The sequence below is a fragment of the Nostoc sp. genome (assembly GCF_036917555.1).
Classification (GTDB): domain Bacteria; phylum Cyanobacteriota; class Cyanobacteriia; order Cyanobacteriales; family Nostocaceae; genus Nostoc.
The window spans coordinates 92270-113824 of sequence record NZ_JBALDD010000049.1; the positions used below are offsets into that span (position 1 = coordinate 92270).

The 21555-nt window shown below is 41.2% G+C and carries 18 protein-coding genes and 1 tRNA gene; 6 read left to right on the forward strand and 13 right to left on the reverse strand.

Annotation, left to right across the window (positions count from 1 at the left end; translation table 11 throughout):
- Positions 1-7: 7 nt before the first annotated feature.
- Complete coding sequence (locus V7K60_RS19320) at positions 8-430, reverse strand: ATP-binding protein (protein ID WP_334927425.1); 423 nt, start codon at positions 428-430, stop codon at positions 8-10.
- A gap of 150 nt (positions 431-580) precedes the next feature.
- Here V7K60_RS19320 and V7K60_RS19325 point away from each other — a divergent pair, with 150 nt between their 5' ends.
- Positions 581-1768, forward strand: coding sequence for a PP2C family protein-serine/threonine phosphatase (locus V7K60_RS19325; protein ID WP_334927426.1), 1188 nt, complete (start codon positions 581-583; stop codon positions 1766-1768).
- Positions 1769-1810: 42 nt separating this feature from the next.
- Here V7K60_RS19325 and V7K60_RS19330 read toward each other — a convergent pair whose 3' ends face one another.
- The 7 genes from V7K60_RS19330 to V7K60_RS19360 all read right to left on the reverse strand — a co-directional run bounded on the left by V7K60_RS19330 (position 1811) and on the right by V7K60_RS19360 (position 10804).
- Positions 1811-2137, reverse strand: a complete 327-nt coding sequence (locus tag V7K60_RS19330; RefSeq protein ID WP_334927427.1) for an STAS domain-containing protein — start codon at positions 2135-2137, stop codon at positions 1811-1813.
- Positions 2138-2216: 79 nt separating this feature from the next.
- Entirely contained in the window at positions 2217-2924 is a 708-nt protein-coding gene (locus V7K60_RS19335) for a PIG-L deacetylase family protein (RefSeq protein ID WP_334927428.1), read from the reverse strand.
- 88 nt (positions 2925-3012) lie between these two features.
- A complete protein-coding gene (locus V7K60_RS19340; protein ID WP_334927429.1) occupies positions 3013-4995 on the reverse strand; it encodes a glycosyltransferase in 1983 nt (660 codons plus the stop codon).
- A 61-nt stretch (positions 4996-5056) separates the two neighbouring features.
- Positions 5057-6523, reverse strand: coding sequence for a DUF3131 domain-containing protein (locus V7K60_RS19345; RefSeq protein WP_334927430.1), 1467 nt, complete (start codon positions 6521-6523; stop codon positions 5057-5059).
- Entirely contained in the window at positions 6524-7582 is a 1059-nt protein-coding gene (locus tag V7K60_RS19350) for a hypothetical protein (RefSeq protein ID WP_334927431.1), read from the reverse strand. It abuts the gene before it with no gap.
- A gap of 148 nt (positions 7583-7730) precedes the next feature.
- A complete protein-coding gene (locus tag V7K60_RS19355) occupies positions 7731-10592 on the reverse strand; it encodes a DUF3131 domain-containing protein (protein WP_334927432.1) in 2862 nt (953 codons plus the stop codon).
- Between the two features lie 59 nt (positions 10593-10651).
- A complete protein-coding gene (locus V7K60_RS19360; protein WP_334927433.1) occupies positions 10652-10804 on the reverse strand; it encodes a hypothetical protein in 153 nt (50 codons plus the stop codon).
- Between the two features lie 412 nt (positions 10805-11216).
- On the opposite strand from V7K60_RS19360, the gene V7K60_RS19365 reads away from it, so the two are divergent.
- The 3 genes from V7K60_RS19365 to V7K60_RS19375 all read left to right on the forward strand — a co-directional run bounded on the left by V7K60_RS19365 (position 11217) and on the right by V7K60_RS19375 (position 14860).
- Positions 11217-11837, forward strand: coding sequence for a cysteine hydrolase family protein (locus tag V7K60_RS19365; protein ID WP_334927434.1), 621 nt, complete (start codon positions 11217-11219; stop codon positions 11835-11837).
- On the forward strand, positions 11825-13207 hold the full coding sequence (locus V7K60_RS19370) for a PAS domain-containing sensor histidine kinase (RefSeq protein WP_334927435.1): 1383 nt from the start codon (positions 11825-11827) through the stop codon (positions 13205-13207). The genes V7K60_RS19365 and V7K60_RS19370 overlap by 13 nt, the downstream gene beginning before the upstream one ends.
- 387 nt (positions 13208-13594) lie before the next feature.
- Positions 13595-14860: a hypothetical protein gene (locus tag V7K60_RS19375; protein WP_334927437.1), complete on the forward strand. Its 1266-nt coding sequence runs from the start codon at positions 13595-13597 to the stop codon at positions 14858-14860.
- A gap of 30 nt (positions 14861-14890) precedes the next feature.
- On the opposite strand, the gene V7K60_RS19380 is transcribed toward V7K60_RS19375, so the two are convergent.
- Positions 14891-15568: an S-layer homology domain-containing protein gene (locus tag V7K60_RS19380; protein ID WP_334927439.1), complete on the reverse strand. Its 678-nt coding sequence runs from the start codon at positions 15566-15568 to the stop codon at positions 14891-14893.
- A gap of 151 nt (positions 15569-15719) precedes the next feature.
- Positions 15720-16199 carry a hypothetical protein gene (locus V7K60_RS19385; protein WP_334927441.1) on the reverse strand — a complete coding sequence of 160 codons (480 nt, stop codon included), beginning with the start codon at positions 16197-16199 and terminating at the stop codon, positions 15720-15722.
- A 192-nt stretch (positions 16200-16391) separates the two neighbouring features.
- Here V7K60_RS19385 and rpiA point away from each other — a divergent pair, with 192 nt between their 5' ends.
- Both rpiA and V7K60_RS19395 read left to right on the forward strand, forming a co-directional pair.
- Positions 16392-17102, forward strand: a complete 711-nt coding sequence (rpiA, locus tag V7K60_RS19390; RefSeq protein ID WP_334927442.1) for a ribose-5-phosphate isomerase RpiA — start codon at positions 16392-16394, stop codon at positions 17100-17102.
- A 314-nt stretch (positions 17103-17416) separates the two neighbouring features.
- On the forward strand, positions 17417-19042 hold the full coding sequence (locus tag V7K60_RS19395; RefSeq protein WP_334927444.1) for a serine/threonine protein kinase: 1626 nt from the start codon (positions 17417-17419) through the stop codon (positions 19040-19042).
- Positions 19043-19146: 104 nt separating this feature from the next.
- On the opposite strand, the gene V7K60_RS19400 is transcribed toward V7K60_RS19395, so the two are convergent.
- From V7K60_RS19400 to V7K60_RS19410, 3 genes are all read right to left on the reverse strand, one after another.
- Positions 19147-20328 carry a CapA family protein gene (locus tag V7K60_RS19400; protein ID WP_334927446.1) on the reverse strand — a complete coding sequence of 394 codons (1182 nt, stop codon included), beginning with the start codon at positions 20326-20328 and terminating at the stop codon, positions 19147-19149.
- Between the two features lie 208 nt (positions 20329-20536).
- A tRNA-Ser gene (locus tag V7K60_RS19405) sits at positions 20537-20621 on the reverse strand.
- A 477-nt stretch (positions 20622-21098) separates the two neighbouring features.
- Positions 21099-21536 (reverse strand): DUF6918 family protein, encoded by a 438-nt coding sequence (locus V7K60_RS19410; protein WP_334927448.1) that lies wholly within the window; start codon positions 21534-21536, stop codon positions 21099-21101.
- Positions 21537-21555: the final 19 nt, after the last annotated feature.

The following is a 21555-nucleotide window of genomic DNA, read 5'->3' on the forward strand; positions in this document are numbered from 1 at the left end:
ACTCCAATCATTTTTTGTAATATTTACTAATAAATAAACAGTAACGATTATCTACCATCGGCTCATAACTCAACTTGTCGGCAATGGCGGACATAATTTTTAAACCGCGCCCGCGCTCTTGATCGTTATCCTCAAATTCAGATGTTTGGCGCAATTGCTGTTCTAAGTTAAATGGTTTGCCTTGAGACCAAATGCGAATTTCTATGTAATCATCTAACCGCACAGCTTCTATCTCAATCGGAGTTTCAATAGGTAAATTTTTGTGGGCATGTTCAACAATGTTAGTAAAGCCTTCTATAATCAGCGTTTGACATTGCCACCAAATTTGTTGATCGGGAATAGGTGGTTGATTCATCTGCTCGAACCAAGACAAAACTTGAGGTGAAGCTGTCAGGTCTGTGTTGACTTTGAGAGAAATTTTATTATTCACTTCTTAACTAATAAAATATTGTGAAATCATCATATTCGTTAATTAGTTTATTTAATTTGAGTATTTTTACTATACATTAAAAACTAAATTGCATATAACTTAAATTAAAGTAACTATTTAACCCTCGTTTTACTTAGAAAATTGTAATTTATGTTTAAAATTCTGGTTATTGATGATGACCCGACAGTGCGAGCAGTACTGAAAAGCACACTCCAAAGGCAGGGTTATGAGACTACTGTAGCCAGCAATGGCGAAGAAGGAATTATCCAAGCACAACTGCTACGTCCTGCTCTAATTATCTGTGACTGGATGATGTCCCAGGTAGATGGGCTAGAAGTGTGTCGCCGAATTAAAACAGATCCAGAGTTAGCAACTACTTTTTTTATTCTATTAACGGCTAGGGGAGCAGCTCGAGGAGAGGAGGAAGATAGAGTTAGAGGACTTGATGCTGGAGCAGACGAGTTTATCTCTAAACCAATAGAGATGAATGAATTGAAAGCACGAGTAAGAGCAGGACTAAGGTTACACCAGCTAAATCAGGATTTACAAAGTCAAAAGCAAGCTTTGGAAACACTAAATCAGGATTTGCAAACTCAAAAGCAAATTTTGGAAGCCGAATTGGCTGAGGCTGCTGATTATGTGCGATCGCTTTTACCCTCACCGCTTGTAGGAGCAGTAACTACAGAAAATTTGTTTATTCCCTCAGCACAACTAGGAGGCGATTGCTTCGACCATCATTGGATTGATGAGGATCATTTGGCAATTTATTTGTTGGATGTATCAGGTCATGGAGTGGGTTCAGCCCTCCTATCAGTATCGGTGTTGAATGTTTTGCGATCGCAATCTCTACCGAACACTAACTTTTGTCAACCAAGTGAAGTCCTGAAAGCTCTCAATCATGCCTTCCAAATGAGCAAGCACGGTGATAAATACTTTACAATCTGGTATGGAGTTTATCACCGCCTTAAACGTCAACTCATTTATGCCAACGCCGGACATCCACCAGCTTTACTATTATCTAATACCTCCACAAATAACATCGAAGTTAAACAGCTAACTTCTTTAGATTTACCAATTGGCTTTTTACCTGAAGTTCAATTTGAGGATGCTATTTTCGGGGTCGAAGAAAACAGCACTTTATACATCTTTAGTGATGGTGCTTATGAAATTAATCAGTCAGATGGTAAAATTTGGGGAATCGATGCATTCATTGACTTACTAACCAAATATAGTCAGAATACCTCTAACCTTAATCAACTCTTAGCGAATATTCTCACTTTAAATACTCAAGATAATCTGGATGATGACTTATCTTTAGTAAAAGTTAACTTTGGTTAGAATAGTCAACTATACATACTTAAATTTTGATTACTTAACAGCTTATTGTGTTGCTAATACTTGGCGTTCAAATTCATCTTTATCAGCAAAGGTTTGAAAAATTCTATCCATTTTAGTTAGTTCAAACAACATCCTGACTTGATCGCTTATTGAACAAACAAACAGTTTGGCGTTAGCAGTTCTTACCATTTGCATTGCTGATACTAAAGCACCTAAACCAGAGCTATCAATAAACTTTACTTCTTTCATATCGACCAACAAAATTTCGGCTCCATTTGCCAGTATATCACTAACTTCACGACGTAGTTCGTTACCTCTAATACCATCTAAAATTCCAGATAGTTCTAGGACTTTTACATTCAAACTCATGGTTTTATTTCCCTATTATGTAGTTATATTTTGGCATTGAATTAAGGCAAACTGCAATAGATAAAGTCTGGAATTAGCTTTATTTTAATACTTGCTGATTACTATTATTTGCTATAGCGGTAAAAAAGCTAGCATCAACCCATTGCCGAGAAATTTCAAAAGCTTCAAAATAGCCGTCTTTTTGACCTAACTCTCGTGCCCAAAAGCGAGACAGAACAAGTATGGCATCAAGTTGCATAAATGCTTTATTTAACTCCGATTCATAACAACCGATAGCTGCAACTTTTTCCTCAATTACAGAGGTGATATCTACAAAAAAGTTGGGTTCAAAACCCCGCAAAAAAACAGGTGGTGCTGAATACCACAAGGGTATATTTTTGCGAGTAGCAACATTAGAAACTGCGATCGCACACACTTCATGATCTCTATGCCCATATTTTTCAGGTTGTGGTGCGTGAGTAATAATCAGATCCGGTTGCCAACGCCCAAGAGCTTCTTCAGTAACTTTAATCACTGCTTGTGTAGAGAAATTACACTCCTCAAGTGCATGAAACTCGTAAGTTGCACCGATGATTTTACCAGCCGCATCTGCTTCTTGATGACGTGTACCCTTAACAGGCGAACTAGAAAGACCGCCATCAGTCAAAATTAAGCAACGAACATTCCATCCTGCTTGAGACATCAGACTGAGAGTACCAGCAGCAGGTAGAACTTCATCATCAGCATGAGCATAAATTGTTAAGACGGTTCGCCCACCAAGGTTGTTTGAGTCAGAATAAGTGTTCATAGCTGTTTTCTTTCTAAATTGGATTTGCAAGTCAGCAGTCATGAGTTGTTTATTCACCTGCTCTTCCCCAGCTTTCCCTGCTAGCCTTTTAGGCTTCTTTTGAGGGCTGCCAAACAGATGCGCGGATGATAGCCCATAAAAGTAACAAGTTATAGATAGCCCATGCACCGTTAAGTAGGTGAACCAAAGGATAATTTAGATGACCAATCGCAAAGCGGTAAAGACTCCACAATAGTCCTAGAATCGTGAGGGCGAAGATAGCCAACTGTGGCCAAACAAGCCGGAGATAAATTCCAGATTGGCGTTGCTTAGGTGTGACTTGGAAATTGAGTTTTTGTCCTGTGAACACACTCCATACAGCTTGGATTAATAAAGGGAATAAAGCGATCGCATATTGTTCAGAACGCCATACTTCTCTAGCTGGAATACCCCAGGTGGCTGCCAGAAAAGTCAGACGGTTAATAATAAAAGCTGGAAAAAAGTGTATGGCAAAGTCAGGGCCGTAGCTTCTAACTGGAACAATGTCCGTAAAAAAATAGATAATTGGACAAGAAATAAAAACCAGAGTTGCAAAACCAGAGAAATAACTATACATCGTCTTGAAATATTGCAACCTTTGCCAAAACGTTAGCCCTGATTTTGTCAGTGGATTTTCCCTCACTAGCACTTGGATAGTTCCTTGTGCCCAGCGTAGCCGCTGTTTAAGAGTAGAACTTAGATCGTCTGGCGCTAAACCTTCTGCCAAAAGTTCATTGTGATAAATAGATTTCCAGCCAGCACTATGCAGACGCATGGCTGTATTCATATCTTCTGTGATGCTATTACTGGATACCCCACCAACTAAATCAAATTCATCTAAACGTTTTTCATTTTTGGCAAATTCATCAGCAAAATTTTGCAGTCCTACACTAACTAATGCTTCACGTCTCAAGATCGCATTTGTCCCCGTATAGAACGCAGCATTCATGCCATCTTTACCTTGTTGAAGTGGCCCATAAAATAAATTTGCTCGATGTCCAAAAGGATCGCCTGGAGGAATATTATAAAAATCCTGGCGGGTCTGTACAAAAGCAATTTGATTTTGGTCGTATTTTCCTGTTGAAAGATTATAGGTGTAGAAATAAGGCAGAACTCGTTTGAGAAAACTTGGCTTGGGAATGTGGTCAGCATCTAGAGTAACAATAAAAGTTCCTGCCGTTTCTCCTGAAAAAATTGCATAATTGATGTTGCCTGCTTTGGCATGATGTGCTACACCAGGCGTCTTAGGACGAGCAATGTAGCGAAACCGGGAGATTTCTAGCAGTTCTAGTTCTTTTTTGCGAATAGCTTCTTCTAAGGCTTTGCGTTCGGTAATTAGGCGATCGCTAATACTTTGATGAGTCGGAGGTAGCCAAAGAATAAACTGTCGTAGACTTTGCACAAATTCAGTAGCAAACTGGTTAACCGCTGGTTCTGATGATGCTTGCAGCCATTGTTCTGCGGCTTGAGTATTAGGTGTTAGATTTTCCAGTTGCTTCAGGCGCTCTAACAAACAAGAGTGTTCTACATCAATCCGATTTGCTTCTTGTCGTAGTAGTGGTGACTGCAAATCCTGAATACACAATCTTTCTGTCATAGCCCGCATATCAGCCGAGTTACCGTCATCCAGCACATAAACGCGTAACTTTGTTGGCGGGTAATCTATTGTTAGAGCAGCTTTGGCAGTTTCTTCTACAATTTCCGGCGGCTCGTTGTAGCAGGTGACAAACACATCCACTGTTGGCCAGTCGGATCTGGGTAGAGGTGGGATCATCTGGTCAAGAGACTTAATCTGTCTGACTAAAGGACGCCATAACCCAATTACAAACATCATGCCACCGAGATAGCTATAAATTTCTGCTATCAGCAAAGGAATCGAGAGCCAGAGGGCATCAAAATTGATCGAATGGGTGACGCGCCATTGCAAATACCAGATACCAAAAATTAAATTGATTTCTGCGAGGTAGCGAAATAACAGCGTTCTTTTTTTGAGTAATGAGCGGCTGTTGCCGGAAAATTTTGAGGAATTATCACTAATAGAAACTGAAGTCATTTTAGTACCAGTAATTAAAAAAATTAAAAATTGAGGATGAAAAATTAAAAACTCAATTGCTTTAATTTTTAATTTCCGAAGGGTCAAGCACGAGTGGATGTCTGCCTCTGGTTTGGTAAAGCAGACTTTCTAAAACGATCGCATTCGTATTCACGTCAACAGATGCATTAATACCTAGTTTTGAAGTTTCATATCGTCCTGAAAAATAACCGTGATTTTTATCGGATAAATTTTGAGCAAAGTCTCGCAGCCTTTTTGCATAAGGCTCATCTGGCATGAGCGCAAACCAAGAAAATGCTGCTTTCGTACTAACAAACCGCAATTGGGGATAGGCTTTTCCTCTAGTGTTAACGGCTTGCCAAGCTTGATCATTGGAGTAGACGCTGTAATAGAGAAAGTAAGGAGGACGATCCAAGGAATCTTCATTTACAGCAGTTAAAATTCCAGTACGCTTAAATCTTTGTAATTGCACTTTAAAAAGATTTTGTACTTGCGGCTTAACAGCATTATCCCAACCAATTTCCAAACCCCAAAGCAAATAAGGATCATTCGTCAGGTAGTTGCTAGCTCCAGAGTTTTTGAAATTACGCTCATCAATTTGCAAAGTAATACCATCAACTTGAACTGCTTTGACTGGTGGATTGGTGAGAGCATTAGTAGCTTGAATATTCCACAACTTTAAACTGTGGGCAGCATATTGCTCGTAGCCTAATCGCCCTTCCTGCACTTCGAGAAGTTTGCCTGCTTTAGGAATAGCTCCATTTAACCAACCATCCTTGACTAGTTTTGATGTATGCCAACGAGCGACAATGTGATTAATGCGATCGCTATATTCTGGATAATGCGATCGCATAACATGCAATCCGATCAAAAATCGTGCCATATCCAAAGCTGACCAACCACTTGTACCTTTGGGATCGGGTGTGTCATTGAGTTGGCGCATTTCGGCAGTATGGGTGCTATAAGCTTTATTGGGTAACCCAGTTGCAGGTAGCGGCAGTTTTTCCAGCGTCTGTAGCAATGTGTTCATTCGCTGTTGAAACATTTCTTTCGGCAATAAACCTAACTGGCGAGCCGCATGAATTCCTAATAAAGCGCTACCCTGATCCCACCAAGTTGTCCACGGCAAGTTGTCTACCGAATTTACTAAACCTGTTTGAGGATTCCAGTTACGCTCAAAATACTTCCAAGCCCGCCTGGCAGCAATTTGATCTGCTTCTTGGTTCAATCTAGGCAAAAAAGTTGTGGGCGTTGGAGTCGCAGGTTTTTCTGGACTAGCTGTTGGTTTTGGTGGTGTCAGTTTTGGTTTTAGCGGTAGTGGCGTGACTGTGGGAGCAGTCTGTTCTGGAACGGTTTGTGAGGGTGGTGTTTGGATATCAGGGTTAAAGTTGTCAGGGGCAGCAATGAGCGTAGATGGGGTAGGAGAGCATTGCCACGTCCCCGTACTCGGACAAAGCAGGGGTTGTTGATTTGTCGTTGCGTACAATACTGTTTGCAAAATCATGCTTTTGATGCCGCTTGTTGCCATTTATATCTTCTTTGCCAACTCAGCAGGCGATAAATAGCCAAAAGCCGAATTATTTACTGCGTCTTTATAACCAGCAGATTTGCCGCTATTACTATTAATTGCCCAATCACATTCCTTATTAATATTGAAATAAAGAATGGCTCTTACACCCATCCCAGGTAGCTGCGTGTAAGAGTCTCTTAACCATTGGTCTTTGGCAGTGTTGGGCAAACCATTTTGCGTATTACTCGTACTAGCTGTTTGAGCGATGAAAATCGGCTTACTGCCAGCCATAACCTTCATCCGCTTGATATATGGTTCAAAAACTTCTTTTGGGCTACTCCAGTGTTTCCAAGAAGAATTACTACAATACCCCCAGTTGTACGAACTAAAGGCAACGACATCTACCGATTTGTCCCCAGGATAGTAGTTTTCAAAGCGATGTTCATTGTTTTCACTCCAACCATTCGGTGCAAATACCCAACGGATTGCTTGTGAAGATACACCAGCCTCTTTAAATATCTTTTGGATACGTTGATAAGCTAACTTGAAGTTCTGTGGGTCTTTGCTGTATGCTTCTCCAGAAATGTTCATCTCTTGCAACGGAGCGATAAACGCAATCCGACCCTCGCCTCGTTTTGCCCAGTCAGAGTATGCTTTTGCCACTTTTTGCAGAGAACTATCTATGTCTCCTCTAGCAATCTGCGCTGCTGAACGAATGGATTTGAGATTAATAAAGGCTGTGTATCCGTTGTGTTTCAGTTGTTCTAGGGAAACTGGGATGTTGTAGGCAGGATTCGAGTCTTCGATATCAAAGAAAAATCCAGCAATAGAATGGCGCTTACCAGTCCATTGATCGACTTGACGCAATTGGCTGTCAATTGTACTTTGATTTCCCATGTAATCTGGAGTGTACAGTCCCAGTAGTACAGGAGTATTGGAAGCTGTTTGGTTGCGAATTTGGTTTAATTTCCGGTTTTCGAGTTGCCTTGAGGCATCAGCAACCGCCATTAGATTTTTACTCGCAAAGATGCTTCCTAGTAAAATTAGCATCATTAGCGCCAGTCGTACCTTGTTCATAGATTTGAAGGAATAACCAGGGATTTTGAATCGAGATGTCTGTTGCTGGTGCAAGCTACGGACTGCATTGACTCATGTACAAGTATTCCCAAATACAACTGATTATTAACAAACACAGCTTTGTAATTACAGTGAGTTGCATTCCAACTTATTCTGTAACTTTTGTGCCAGTTACTAACGGAGTCTTTTCGCCACCTGAAACCCAGTAACTTCCAGAACTATCAGAAATTAACTTAGTTCGTTGTATTGCAGTTTTGGGTAGACCTCGCCCAGAATTTCCCTTAGTAACTTCTTGCCACCAAGGAGATTTCATGATGTAAGTCGGACGAATTAGGGGTTGTCGATTCATTACCTTGTATAGCAACGATTGCAAAATCATACTGTTGGTGCTGCTGGTGAAACCAACTGCCGTTTTACCCGTGGTTTCATAAAAGCCCTCATAAAATCCAACTAATGGATTGTATAAGTCAGTCGTTCCTTGCAGTAACTGTTGACTGTACTTGTTTTCTGGAAGCAAGGCATGATAGGCAAAAGCGACTGCTGTACTTACCAATCGCCCTTTTGGTACAGGTTGACCATTATCTCCTAAAGCCACCCAAGGATCACCCTGCCCAGTAATTGTACTGTGGACAGTGTAAGGTTTACGATCAATCAAGGTGGTGGCTGAGGCTGTGAAGATGCCGGTGCGACGGTAACGTTCAGCTTGCGCCTCGAAAATTGGCTCAAAGAGCGATCGCATTTTTGGATCTAGTCCAAACTCCAATCCATAGAGTACAAAAGGATTGCTAACTGTGTATTGGTTTTTGGAATTAGTATCTGTGCGATGGCGTTGAATTGGGACTTTCAATCCCTCCACTGAGGCAGTTTGATATTCACCCCCAACAGCAGAACGATCCACATTAAATCCCCATAATTGAAAAGCACGAGCTGCATATTCCTCATAACCTAAGCGAGTTTCAGGATTAACACGGGTAAGCGATCGCCCATCTTGCTCTTTGGTGACAGTGGCACTAGAAAGAATACCTTCGCGCACCACACGCAAGTATGACCAATCCAGCACAATTTTATCTACGGCAACCGTGTATTCTGGATGACAGCTTTTTAAGTTGTAAAGCGCTGCCAGCATTCTACCTAAATCTAAAGCTGACCAACCGTTTCCTTCTGGAACTGGATTTCCACCATAATCGACTGGTTGGAGGGTTCTGGTATCATAACCTCGACTTGGTAATTCGCCAGCAAATAATGGTAACTTTGTCAAGGCTCCTAAGAGATGGCGGGTGCGCTGGTCAAATTCTTTGGGGGTAATTGTATCGAGCGATCGCGCGGCATGGAGTGCCGCTAGATAATCTCCCAATCCCCAGAGGGTTGCACCTTTGAAATCACTGCGATCGTCTATCAGCCCACTTTTGGAGTGATAATTTGCTTGAAAGTATTGCCAAGCCGCCTCTGCATAGCGCCGTTCAACAGGCGTCAGTGGTCGAGCTAGTTTCAGTTGAGATGATGGCTGGGGACTATCTACTGGTGGAATAGGTGTAACAGCTACTTCTGTAGGTTTAGAAGTATCCGCAGGGGTTGCAATTGGAGTTGTAACAGTAGAATTCGGTTGATTTGAGGGTGTTGCTGAAGTAGCATTTTCACTGGGATTGCCAGTAGAATTCAGTTGATTTGAGGGTGTTGCTGAAGAAGCATTTTCACTAGGCTTGCTAGTAGACACACTCGCAGAAGTGGAAGCAATTAAAGGGTGATTTCCCCTAGCTTTGTAGTATAAAATCTCCAAAATTAACCCATTAGTATTACCTGTCAAAGCTTTGTTGGGTTGTTTTGATTCTTCATAGATACCAGCATAGTAACCGCTATCATCAGGACTGCGGAGATCCTTAACTGCATCAAAAACCTTTTGGGCATAAGCATTATCTGGAAACAGATAGCGCCAACCAAAAGCAGCTTTTGTGCTGATACTGCGAAACTGTGGATAAGGCTGATTAGCATCGGTAATAGTTGCCCAGTTTGCACCGTTGGCATAGACAGTGTTGTAGAGAAAATAAGGTGCTTGGTCGATATTATCTTCTGTTACCGCAGTTAACTGACCTGTGGTATCAAAACGCCGTTTTTGCACATCTAAAACCCTGGCAGCAAAATCAGCTAACTCACCTTGCAAGCCAAATTCAATCCCATCAAGGATATAAGACTCACTCACAACATAATTATTAGCGTTGGTGCTTTGAAAGTCACGGCTATCAACAGGAATTTGCACACCATTAATTTCAACTAACTTAAATGGTTCTAAAGCAATAGCCTTGGGTGCTGAGAAACCCCAAAGTTGATAACCCCTAGCGCCGTATTCTTCGTAGCCGAGTCGTCCCTCTTGTACTAGTAAGGTTTTCTTGTCAGGCAGAACAGTAGCGCCAAAAAGTTGTCCATCTTTGAGCGATCGCGCCACCTGCCACTTCGCTACAATTCCTTTGAGCCACTCATTATATTGAGGATGACAGGTACGGATGACATCAAACGCAGCCAGTATTCGCCCAACATCCAAAGCAGACCAACCAATACCCTGCTCGAGCGGATTGTTACCATAATCAACCATTTGTGCGGTGGCTGCGTTATAGACTTTATTGGGCAAAGCATCTTCAAATAACTTCAGGCTGTTGAGAGTTGTCAAAAACTTATTGAGGCGGGTATCAAAGTCTGCTTGATCGGTAAGATTCAACCAACGTGCAGCATTCAATGCCATCAGGTAATTACCCATATCCCAGAGTGTACCTGAAGGATAACCCCCAGTAGAATTGGTAAATCCCGTTGCTGGCTGATAATTTTTGACAAAATACTGCCAAGCCGCACGAGCATAAGTTTGTTCTTCAGATGTGAGCGGGGTTGTAATATTGCTACAGCTATTGGAATTTTGAGATAAGACTGGTGTCGGGATGTAAAACAGTAATTGCAGAAATGTTCCAATTAAAAACAATGCAATCCATCTCAACAGCTTTTGTTGAGGGAGTTTGTATATCATAATTCAAAGAAGAAGTTAAAAGAGGGTCATAGCCCGTCTGTACAGTTATAATTCATAAATCAAGTTTTATCAGGTATAAAAAATAGACTTGGCGATCGCTTTGATCGATAGCGGCCAACTATTTCCACCGCAGAGATGCCGTCTCTGCTACTCCTGTAGAAAATCAAGATAGCGAAAATGGAAACTGGGGCGATCGCAGCAGCCGGGAGCAACGCGATTTTGTGAGGTTGGGTGAAAAAGGTGCGATGCCTTCTCTACGAGACGCTACGCGTAGCTTGCTTCCCCAAAGGGCTACGGCGGGCTACGCCTACGCTAATCAATATATTTAAGTATAATACAAATATTTATACATTTGAAACAGTATTAACACTGCTACAAATTTCAGGTTCTATTGTAGGATGTGAAGATGACTCGTTTTTGTGGCAAAAAAAAGGTAGGATTCGCAAATAGCAAAGGTCTTTGTTGCGATGCCCACAACATATCTTCAATCGGAATAATCACATGAAGCCGTTTGTATGGGGATTGCGGTTTAGCGGCAGTGGCTGACTTTTTGGGAATGCGTTAGAAACACACTTAAAACGGGAATAATAAAGTGTTTAGATATACTAAATAGTTAGAAATACAATGCAACCCCAACATACTGCTGTAATCTTGATTGGTTATCAAAATGACTACTTTGCAGCCGATGGTATTCTACATAATGTTATTGAGGAATCCTCAAGGGCCACCAAAGTATTAGAAAACACCGTTGAGCTTGTACGATGTTTGCTACAAACTCCAGTGTTGATGATTGCCACACCGATTTTTTTTACGCCAAACTACCAGGAATTGGTTGAACCTGTTGGCATTCTTAAAACTATCAAGGAAGTTGGGGCTTTTCAAGCTGGTACGAAGGGATCGCAGATGATTGATGAGTTGCTACCCTTTCGCAGCAGAATTCTCGAAGTTCCCGGAAAACGAGGATTTAATGCTTTCATAAATACTAACTTAGACACGATTCTCCATGAAAAAGAGATTACTCATGTAGTTATAACTGGTGCAGTCACTTCGGTCTGCATTGATTCTACAGGTCGTTCTGCCCATGAAAAAGGCTATAAGGTTGTTCTTTTGTCTGATTGCACTTCTGCTCGCACAGTGTTTGAACAAGAATTCTACCACACTCACGTTTTCCCCTTATACGCCGATACAATTAACCATACCGAGTTACTTCAGCGTTTGACGAGTACAGTAGAATGTCAGATTTAAGCAATGAATTGCATACACAGATTCAATACAGTTTGATTGAGAAATTGTCTGAATCTGAGCGGCGTTACCGGGAATTGGTGAATAGTCTGCGCGAAATTGTGTTTAAGTGCGATCGCTTGGGTAATGTCAACTTCCTCAACCGAGCCTGGACAAATACCCTTGGTTATGGGATAGCAGATGTCATCGGTAGTGCTTTAGGCAATTTCATTGACTTGGATGATCAATACTTGTGGTCAGAAACTCTAGAAAAGCTACAAAGCGGAGTAGAGGTTTGCCAAAAACTCCGCTTTTACCATCAAACTGGTGTAATTGTTTGGTTGGAACTGTCTGCTCAACCTCAAAGTGAAACAGAATTCTCTGGCTCACTGATCAATATTAGCGATGTCTACGACGAGCTTCGCTTACGCAAACACGCAGAAGCATTACTGAAGCAAACGAATGAAGAACTGGAAGCTAGGGTAGAACAACGAAATATTGAGCTAATTCAAGCTAATCACGACCTAAAAGTTACCCTTGAGAAACTCAAATATACTCAGGCTCAACTGGTGCAAACTGAAAAAATGTCGAGTCTGGGGCAATTAGTTGCAGGGATTGCTCACGAAATTAATAATCCAGTTAACTTTATTTACGCTAATCTCACCCATGCATCTGAGTATACAAAAGTCTTATTACAAATCTTGCAACTCTACCAGCAAACCTATCCAGTTCCCTCACCACATATTCAAGAAGCAATAATAACCTGGGATTTGGACTTTATTCAACAAGATTTAGGTAAGGTGATGGAGTCGATGCAAGTTGGCAGCGATCGCATTAGAGAAATTGTGCTGTTACTGCGAAATTTTTCTCGGTTGGATGAAGCAGAAATCAAAAATGTTGATATTCACGCAGGGATCAATCACACAATCACATTTCTGCGTCACCGCTTCCAAAGCAAGTCGGGAAATATGGAAATTCAAATAATTAAAAATTATGGAGTAATTCCCCAGTTAGAGTGCTATCCCGCGCAACTGAATCAAGTATTCATGAATATTTTAAATAACGCTATCTATGCTTTAAATGAGGTAGTTGCTAACCTATCAATTAGTCAAAATCTTCAATCTCAACCGTTCGTTCCTACTATTTGGATTAGCTCTGAGGTCATTGATAAAACTTGGCTTAATGTTCGTATTAAAAACAATGGTCTGGGTATTCCTGAATCGGTAATTTCCAAAATATTTGATCCGTTCTTTACAACGAAGCCTGTTGGTAAAGGAACTGGACTTGGCTTATTTATTAGTTATCAGATTGTAGTAGAAATGCACCAAGGCAAGTTAACATGCACCTCAAAAACAAGCCAAGAAACAGAATTTTGTATCCAAATTCCCATCTAATAGAACTATCGCTTTCAAAAGGTTGACTAATGCTGATTTAACCCTCTTTTATTACTCTATACAGAGTAAAATAAAGCTAAAACTCTAAAAGGAAGGCTGGAACTATGACACAGCCCAAAACTCCTAATACTACAGTCACCTTTATAGATAATGATAATCGCAGCTAAGATACTCAAAATTATTTTTTATACTAAACCGTTTAGTTTTACAATAGTCATTAGTAAATTTTTGACTTACTTGTGACTAATAATTTCTTGAGAAGTTACGATGAAATTACAATCGAACTTTAGTTGAGACATTTCCTTCCCAGGCAAATAAAAGCATCAAACAGCAATGCCTCTTCCGTCGAATTTCACCAATTTATAGTAAATCTCACTTACCAATCCCATGCCAAATCGTCATTATCCTCCCGCCTACTTACGCTATCTCAAAGCCAGGTTATGGAATCTAGGGCGGCCTGGTTTTTGGGGAACTGCGATTTTTTTATCTGTAGTCGGGCTAGCAACCTGGGAATACTGGTCAAACCCAGATATTTTCGTTTATAAACAAAAAAAACCAGTCGTTTTACAAAAGTCTGCTGATTCCTCCCTGTCAGAAGAAAACAAAGCTATTGCAGCAGATATTGATAACCTACCAGTTTTATTTAATGACTTTGAGCAAGCAACTCTTTCATCAACACCAAATGCGCCTGAACAACAGACTGAGGCGAAAAAGAGCAAAGGCTTATTAGATGATGTAATTAACAAACAAAAGTCTGCTAATAATACCAAATTAAATCCTGGTTTAGGCGTTAACGGCGACACCTCCCCAGCCGCGAAAAATCCCTTTGTCGTACAAACAGACAATTTATTGCGTACTGGAACAGTTGATAGTAGTAACCAGTTTCTAGGTCTTAAAACCTTAAATGCGGCGTCTGAACCAACAGGGGGAAACGCAACATCTTCTAGCCTAGACGTTGGATTCACTAATCAAACCAATAAGAATCAAAATTCTCTCTCTATCAACCCTCTGCAAACAGCACTTAATCAATCGACAAACCAGAAATTGTCTGACTCCAATGGTAGCACTGCAACTCAGACAAATGCCTTGGGGCAAGTCTCCGCTCCAGGAACAACGCTAATGCCACCCATTAATAGCTTAACCAGTCAGAATTCTCTACCAAGCACTGGGTTAACTGCTGGGACAGGCAACACGTCAACGGGTACGAACTTACCACAAAATTCCTACAACAATTTAAATAACGGTCAAGTAGTGCCTAATAATGGGTTAACTACGGGTACGAACTTACCGCAAAATCCTTACAATAATTTAAATAACGGTCAAGTAGTGCCTAATGTAGCACCAAGTAATACTGTACCTTACTCTAGCCAAAGTCCAAGTCAAAGTGTTGTTACACCCACAAACCCTGTAGGGTATGGAAATTATGGCTTGCAGCAGCCGATGCAACCACCACAATCTACCTATGGGAATTATGGCTTGCAGCAACCGACGCAACCACCACAATCTAATTATGGGAATAATGTGTTGCAGCAACCGACGCAACCACCACAATCTAATTATGGGAATAATGTGTTGCAGCAACCAACACAGTCTAATTCCTTATATCTTCTTCGCCAACTTCGAGACAAGTATAAAAATCCGGGTCAAAACTGATTTTAAGTACGTCGGCTAGAAAAAGTCTAGTTAAGGTGATTGTGGGCTATTTGGAATCATCGGAACTTCTGGTGTTTCGGGTTGTTGCTGTTGTCGTTGCAAATATTTACTCAATACATAAGCCATATCCCCACGGGTTACGGGTTTTAATGGAGAAATATTGCCTTGAGCATCTGTATTCAGAAATCCCTCAGTAGCTACTGTAGCGATCGCTTTTCTAGCCCAAGTTGGAATAGATTTTTCATCTGGATGTGAAGCTAGAATCTCATTCACAGCGGCATCAGGAAATTGAAATACACCATAAGCCTGGGCGAAAATAGCCAGAGCTTCTGCCCTTGTCACCTTTTGGTTAGGGAAGAATTCATTGCCCCGATAGCCTTTCATGATGTCAGTTTTTAAGACTGTCTGTATATCATTAAATGCCCAATAAGAACGAGGAACATCTGGAATAGTTAAATTTTCTTTGGTAACAGCTTCTCTTTTATCTAGGCGAAATGCTTTTACCATAATCGAGGCTAATTCTGCCCGACTCAGTAACCTTTCTGGATAAAATTTGCCATCAGGAAAGTTTGTCATCCATTTGACAGCAGTTACCTGTTGAATGGAATCAGCTGGTATTCCAGAAGTAGATTCTGGTACTTGAGCAATTGCTGGCAAGCTTTGTAGTAGTGCCATTAAAGATAGAGAAATTGAAAGCTGACGTATCATGATAAGCACTTTTAACTGCTAACGTGAATTTAAAAAACTACGTTACTGAGGTTAACGCAAAATTTGGTGTTCCTAATAACCTGTAACTCAGCTAGTGACGAATTTAGGCTGGGCAATGTTGCTTTAGCTAAGTAGGGTGTAGGTAGAAATTTTAAAAATTAGGACTGTGTTCAGAATCCCAGCACTTTCCATCATGCCAGATTCTACCAGTGTGTTCACATTCTGATTTATTGTAAATCCAAGGAATTGAAGTAGGGTAATAGGAGCTAGATGTGAAAGTAAGTGAAGAAAATGCAAAAGAAAATATAGTGTAGCTACAAGTCGATAGAATGACTAAAAATCCTATGAGGAACAAGATATTGGCAGGAGTCCAAAAAGGATATAAACCTTTTTCAGAGCGTAAACGCACTTGAGAGCGACGTTCTGAACCTGCTAGCAACACCAGATAAAACCTTAATCCGGGAATTGGTACTGAAACTCTTATGTCTAAAGAATGACCTGTCCTAGCACGAGAGGCCAAACCCTTTTTTATTGCTTCTAATTGCTCTACCGTGAAGGTATTTGCTATTTCCGGGTCAATCTCAGCGAAAAGTTGCTTAAAAGTAGGAGCAGTGTACTGGAGGTTTTTCATTAATTTCGTATATTAATATACATTATTTCTACATCAGTCATCTCCTTTGTTCCGGACACTAGGATGTTTTATTTTTTGGAAGTCCCTAATCAAGGAAGTAGAAATTAGCAAAAACTTGTTTTTTACCTTTCATATTTTGATGTTATCTGCCCACTACTATGGACTATAGTCAGTTTTTCAGGAGTTTTGGGAATGACAGCAGCAGCAGATCCCGTAAAGTTGATGAAGCAAGAAGTTGGCAAAGCCGCCGCCGCCTTAGTCAAGTCGGGTTCCATTGTCGGGTTGGGTACGGGGTCAACTACAGCATATACGATTCAGTTTTTGGGCGATCGCCTCAAGTCTGGTGAACTCAAAGATATCATTGGTATACCTACCTCCTTTCAGTCAGAAGTGCTGGCGAAGCAGTATGGTGTTCCTCTCGCCACCTTAGATGCTATTGACCACATCGATATTGCCATTGATGGTGCAGATGAAGTCGATCCGCAGAAGAATTTGATTAAAGGCGGTGGTGCAGCACATACCCGCGAAAAAGTCGTAGATTACCTAGCAGAACAGTTCATCGTCGTGGTAGACAGTGGCAAGTTAGTAGACCACTTAGGTTCTAGTTTCGCTGTGCCTGTGGAAGTGATTCCAATGGCAATTACTCCTGTAACTAATGCCATCAAAAAACTCGGTGGTAAACCAGAACTCCGCATGGGTGTAAAAAAAGCTGGGCCAGTAATCACTGACCAAGGGAACTTTGTTTTAGATGTCAGATTTGACTCTATTGAAGATCCAGCTGGACTTGAAAAGATATTGAATAACATTCCCGGCGTTTTGGAAAATGGTATCTTCGTTAACTGTGTTGATTTAGTTTTAATTGGCGAAGTCAAAGATGGTCAGCCATTAGTGCGGCAACTGTAAGAGTTCTAGATTTTAGATTTTGGATTTTAGATGTCTCTGAAATCTAAAATCCAAATTTTCTATAAAACCTAAAAAATAGCCTTAGCCCATCTTCCGCTTTAAGCTTGCTGTACTCCCGCGTTATCATCTGAGAAAGATAAAACTGTTGTGATCGTGGGGAGGTCTTTCTCACTTCAGGAATTTCAACAACTAAATCATCCCGTAAAATAGACAGGCAAGAACCCTGCCCGATAAAAATATGGGAAAATTTTTGGGAAATCCCTCAAGACTCAGGACTCGCTACTTATCTGCTCGCTCAGGACTCAGGACTCTTTATGTTAGCAGGCACAATTTTGCAGGATGGAAAATATACCCTAATTCAAGAAATAGGGCGGGGTGGCTTTGGCATTACCTTTAAAGCTAAGCATCACTACTTGGGTCAGGAGGTGGTGATGAAAACCATCAATGAACGGCTGCGACAACATCCTGATTTTGCCAAATTCGAGCGCCAATTCCAAGATGAAGCCAGACGATTAGCTACGTGTATTCACCCAAATATAGTCCGAGTCAGTGACTTTTTTGTGGAAGCTGGATTGCCTTATATGGTGATGGAATACATTCCTGGTGAAACCTTGGGAGACGCATTTGTATTACCAGGAATAACTTTACCTGAAGCCACAGCAATTCATTATATCCGGCAAATTGGGGCAGCGTTGCAGGTAGTACACAACAACGGTTTGTTACACCGCGATGTCAAACCAGATAATATTATTCAACGCCTTGGAACACAGGAAGTAGTACTGATTGATTTTGGTATTGCCAGAGAATTTAATGGTGGTGTCAGACAGACTCACACAGGTCTGGTTTCTGAGGGTTATTCTCCTATTGAGCAGTATATGACGCAAGCGGCGCGCACACCCGCCACAGATGTTTATGGTTTAGCAGCAACCTTGTATGCACTGTTGACAGCCCAAGTTCCCATACCAGCATTATTGCGCGATCGCGAACAAATGCCTTCCCCCCGCGAACTGCAACCACACTTGAGTGCTGCTGTCAACCAGGCAGTAATGCGCGGTATGGCGGTAGAGTCTCGTTTTCGGCCAGCGACAGTTGCGGAGTGGCTGCAATTGCTACCTGGAAATCAGGTGAATGGAACATCGCAAGTCTTACCCACTTACGCAGTGCCAACTGTTAATTTATCTGCTCAACAGGCAGCAACTTTAATTGGGAAAACTGCCCAAAATTCTATTCATAGACCATCTGTGTTGGTGCAGCCTAACCCAGGTATGGCTAAGGAAACTGTACTGGCTAAAAAGCTGGGGTCATCTAAAGTATTTATTGGTATGGGTGTAGCCCTAATTGCTGCTACAGCAGGTTTTGGGATCGCGAGTATATTACCCAAATCTCAGCAGCAGCCGACTGCCAAGCCGCTTTTTCAACAGCCAACTCAAGAACCAGCCGCGAAAGCACCTAATTTTGATAGTACATCTTCACCCAGAAATGAAGAGACTAACACTACCTCAAGAAGCGAAACAGCACCTGGCTCTAATTCCAAACAGCGTCGCCGCAATCGTCGTTCTTCCCAAGAAGAATCTACCAGCAGCCCTACAAGAGAATCGCAACGCGGTAATTCCGAACAATCCACACCTTCGCCTAGCGTTTCACCCACACCCTCCTTAGTGGAGAAACTACGGGCAATCCGCTCATCTCGAAATGCTTCCCCCACACCATTGCCATTCCCACAAAATAACTTACCCGCTTCTAGTCAAAATCCTGCCTCCCCTCAACCCGTAAGTCCATCAAAACCTGTACTTATACCACCAGCACCACCAACGGAATCCAAACAATCAGATCCTTCTGCTGTGGTAGTACCAACACTGGAAAAGCAAAATTCACCCACTAATAGTCAACCTCAGAATATTCAGAAGTTCGAGGAAAAGCCACAAGATGACAATAACTAGTCAATTTTAGATTTTCAATTTGGGATTTTGGTGAAGCAGCGCGGTGAGTCCAGCACAGCCCTGACTCCTATTAAGTAATTACAAATTACGAATTAGTAATTATTTTAGGAAGGATCAAGCCTATTCTGTATAACAACTTCCCCCTTCTTATTAATCTTCACCGGGTTCTTGGGAAAAGCTTGATTATTCAAATAACGCATAAGTCTCACAGTTTGAAAACTCTGATCGATATGAGGAATTCCCTGCCGATCCATCCGAACAGGAATAATTTTACTTGATACCAAATCTCCTGCTGAGTTGAGTTTGACTTCTAAAATCATTGAGTCACCTGTTTGGGCATTTGTAGATAAAGTCCGATATCCCAAAAAGTTTCCTAAAGAATAGGCAATGATTTTTCCTTTATAAATTTCCATTGCTCTGGGAACGTGAGGCCCATGTCCTAGTACTAAGTCTGCTCCTGCATCAATCATGTTTCGAGCAAACGCGATCGCATTACCTCGGTTTTCTCCATAAAAAAACTCTGTTTGATTCTTAACGTGTAGTGCCCCCGTTCCTTCTGCTCCAGCGTGCATCGATACTACTACAATATTGGCTTTATTTTTGGCTTCTGCCACAAGTGCTTTAGCTGCTCCTAAATTATGGATGGAATTATACATTTCATAAGGAGAAAACCCGATCATCGCCACGGGGATATTATTAGCTTCCAAATAAAGAATTTGATTTTTATGACCTAATGTTGCAATGCCCACAGCCTGAAGATTTTTCATTGTATCTTTGAACCCTACTGATCCAAAGTCCATTGCATGGTTATTTGCCATATTGAACACATTAAAACCAGCTTCAGCAAAAAGCTGGGCATATACAGGTGGAGAGCGAAAGGCAAAGACTTGTCCTCGACTAATATCTTTGGCAGTATAGGGATAATTGGTTAGACTACTTTCAAAATTACCAAACAAGATATCAGATCCTTGCAAGTGAGTTCTCACTGACTTTGGTAATAATTGATCTCGAAAGCGGGGTAATCTATAGTTAGGAAAATTAGTGCCAGGAATAATATCTCCAACGGCTTTGATGGTAATAGTATCTGGAAAGGTTTGTTGTTCTGTTGTTGATGGCGTAAGTTCAGGAATAGCTAATGGAAATCGCACAGGCTCAGTAGGTGTAGTAGCAGCGTTTAATCGCTGTGATTGCCCAAGCCGGATAATCACTCCTATACTAATACCTAGATATAAACAAATGCTGATCAGACTAAATGAGAATACTCGCCCCAAGCTGCGATCTACCATCGTTCACTCCTCACACGATGGCATTAGTTTATCCCAAAAATCTGTGTTGGCGGTGTATATTTTAGTGTTTTTGGCAAATATTTGACTACGTAAATATTAAGCGATAATCCTATCTCACTTGCAAATAAACAAACAAGTTGCTCAAGATTTTTGTTAAAGGTAGGCAAATTTCAGCCACCTTGTAGTAAATTTTTAGTAATTTTTTGAACGGAGAGGGGGGGATTCGAACCCCCGTTGGGTTTCCCCAAAACGCATTTCGAGTGCGTCACCATGAACCGCTCGGACACCTCTCCAACTATTTCTTCAGACATTTGAGTATCTATTCTACATTCAAATGCTATAAATTTAGGGAAATCTTGCTGGATTCCCAATACTACTATAGCATTATTGCTTTTTTTGCGTGACGCAATCCTCCAAGAACGCCAAGGGCAAATTAAGGTCTGTAGACATCAAAAAAGACATCACAAAATTCATCTTATTACATTAGCATGACTTAAAAATAACAGCACTCGTATTATTCTGTGAAATATTTTTTAATCAGCATCCTCTTATCTCAACCATTCCAATAAAAGCGATCGCACCAAGTGACTCATGCTGATACCAGAGGCAAAACTGAGCAAAAATTATGCATCGCCGGATTAACATCACCTTGCCAGATGAAACAATTGAACTAATTGATCAAGTGATATAAAAAGGTGATTCTCCAGAAGAGACGCTGCGCGATCAATTAATCTAAAAGACGCGATTAATCGCGTCTCTACTTCTCTGGCTCAGACCTTAGTGTAATTATTGATTACTTTGGCTAAGTCTGGCACTGCTTCTTCTACGTGCTTTTTGGCTGAACCGCGAAGTTTTTCATAAGTTCCTCGCACGATTTGGCGGTTTGAGTTCTTGACTCTCCCATCAGTAACACTCAGTAGTGCATCTGCTGTATTAGAGCGATTCGCACTCAGATATTCAACTGGGTCGCCTTTCTCTACGCCTTGACTCCAGATGGGATCGAGAGCTGTAAAGCATTGCGGTAATATCTGCTCAACGACATAGGGAATGTACCCTGGCTTAACCCCCTTCAAAGCAGCAAAGGCAGTTTTCAAAGCGATACCACTCATACCTGACTTGGATGCAAGCTGTCCTTCGATCATGTTGCAACAGTCCTCTATGACCATAGCCTTTTTGGTCGGGTTCAAAAGTCCGTCGCTAAGTCCCATTTCACTCTTCCTTATCTAA

Coding starts and splice junctions, on each gene's coding strand:
- V7K60_RS19325 (WP_334927426.1), top strand. CDS start 581: ATGTTTAAAATTCTGGTTATTGATGATGACCCGACAGTGCGAGCAGTA.
- V7K60_RS19330 (WP_334927427.1), bottom strand. CDS start 2,137: ATGAGTTTGAATGTAAAAGTCCTAGAACTATCTGGAATTTTAGATGGT.
- V7K60_RS19335 (WP_334927428.1), bottom strand. CDS start 2,924: ATGAACACTTATTCTGACTCAAACAACCTTGGTGGGCGAACCGTCTTA.
- V7K60_RS19340 (WP_334927429.1), bottom strand. CDS start 4,995: ATGACTTCAGTTTCTATTAGTGATAATTCCTCAAAATTTTCCGGCAAC.
- V7K60_RS19345 (WP_334927430.1), bottom strand. CDS start 6,523: ATGGCAACAAGCGGCATCAAAAGCATGATTTTGCAAACAGTATTGTAC.
- V7K60_RS19350 (WP_334927431.1), bottom strand. CDS start 7,582: ATGAACAAGGTACGACTGGCGCTAATGATGCTAATTTTACTAGGAAGC.
- V7K60_RS19355 (WP_334927432.1), bottom strand. CDS start 10,592: ATGATATACAAACTCCCTCAACAAAAGCTGTTGAGATGGATTGCATTG.
- V7K60_RS19365 (WP_334927434.1), top strand. CDS start 11,217: ATGCAACCCCAACATACTGCTGTAATCTTGATTGGTTATCAAAATGAC.
- V7K60_RS19370 (WP_334927435.1), top strand. CDS start 11,825: ATGTCAGATTTAAGCAATGAATTGCATACACAGATTCAATACAGTTTG.
- V7K60_RS19375 (WP_334927437.1), top strand. CDS start 13,595: ATGCCAAATCGTCATTATCCTCCCGCCTACTTACGCTATCTCAAAGCC.
- V7K60_RS19380 (WP_334927439.1), bottom strand. CDS start 15,568: ATGATACGTCAGCTTTCAATTTCTCTATCTTTAATGGCACTACTACAA.
- V7K60_RS19385 (WP_334927441.1), bottom strand. CDS start 16,199: ATGAAAAACCTCCAGTACACTGCTCCTACTTTTAAGCAACTTTTCGCT.
- rpiA (WP_334927442.1), top strand. CDS start 16,392: ATGACAGCAGCAGCAGATCCCGTAAAGTTGATGAAGCAAGAAGTTGGC.
- V7K60_RS19395 (WP_334927444.1), top strand. CDS start 17,417: ATGTTAGCAGGCACAATTTTGCAGGATGGAAAATATACCCTAATTCAA.
- V7K60_RS19400 (WP_334927446.1), bottom strand. CDS start 20,328: ATGGTAGATCGCAGCTTGGGGCGAGTATTCTCATTTAGTCTGATCAGC.
- V7K60_RS19410 (WP_334927448.1), bottom strand. CDS start 21,536: ATGGGACTTAGCGACGGACTTTTGAACCCGACCAAAAAGGCTATGGTC.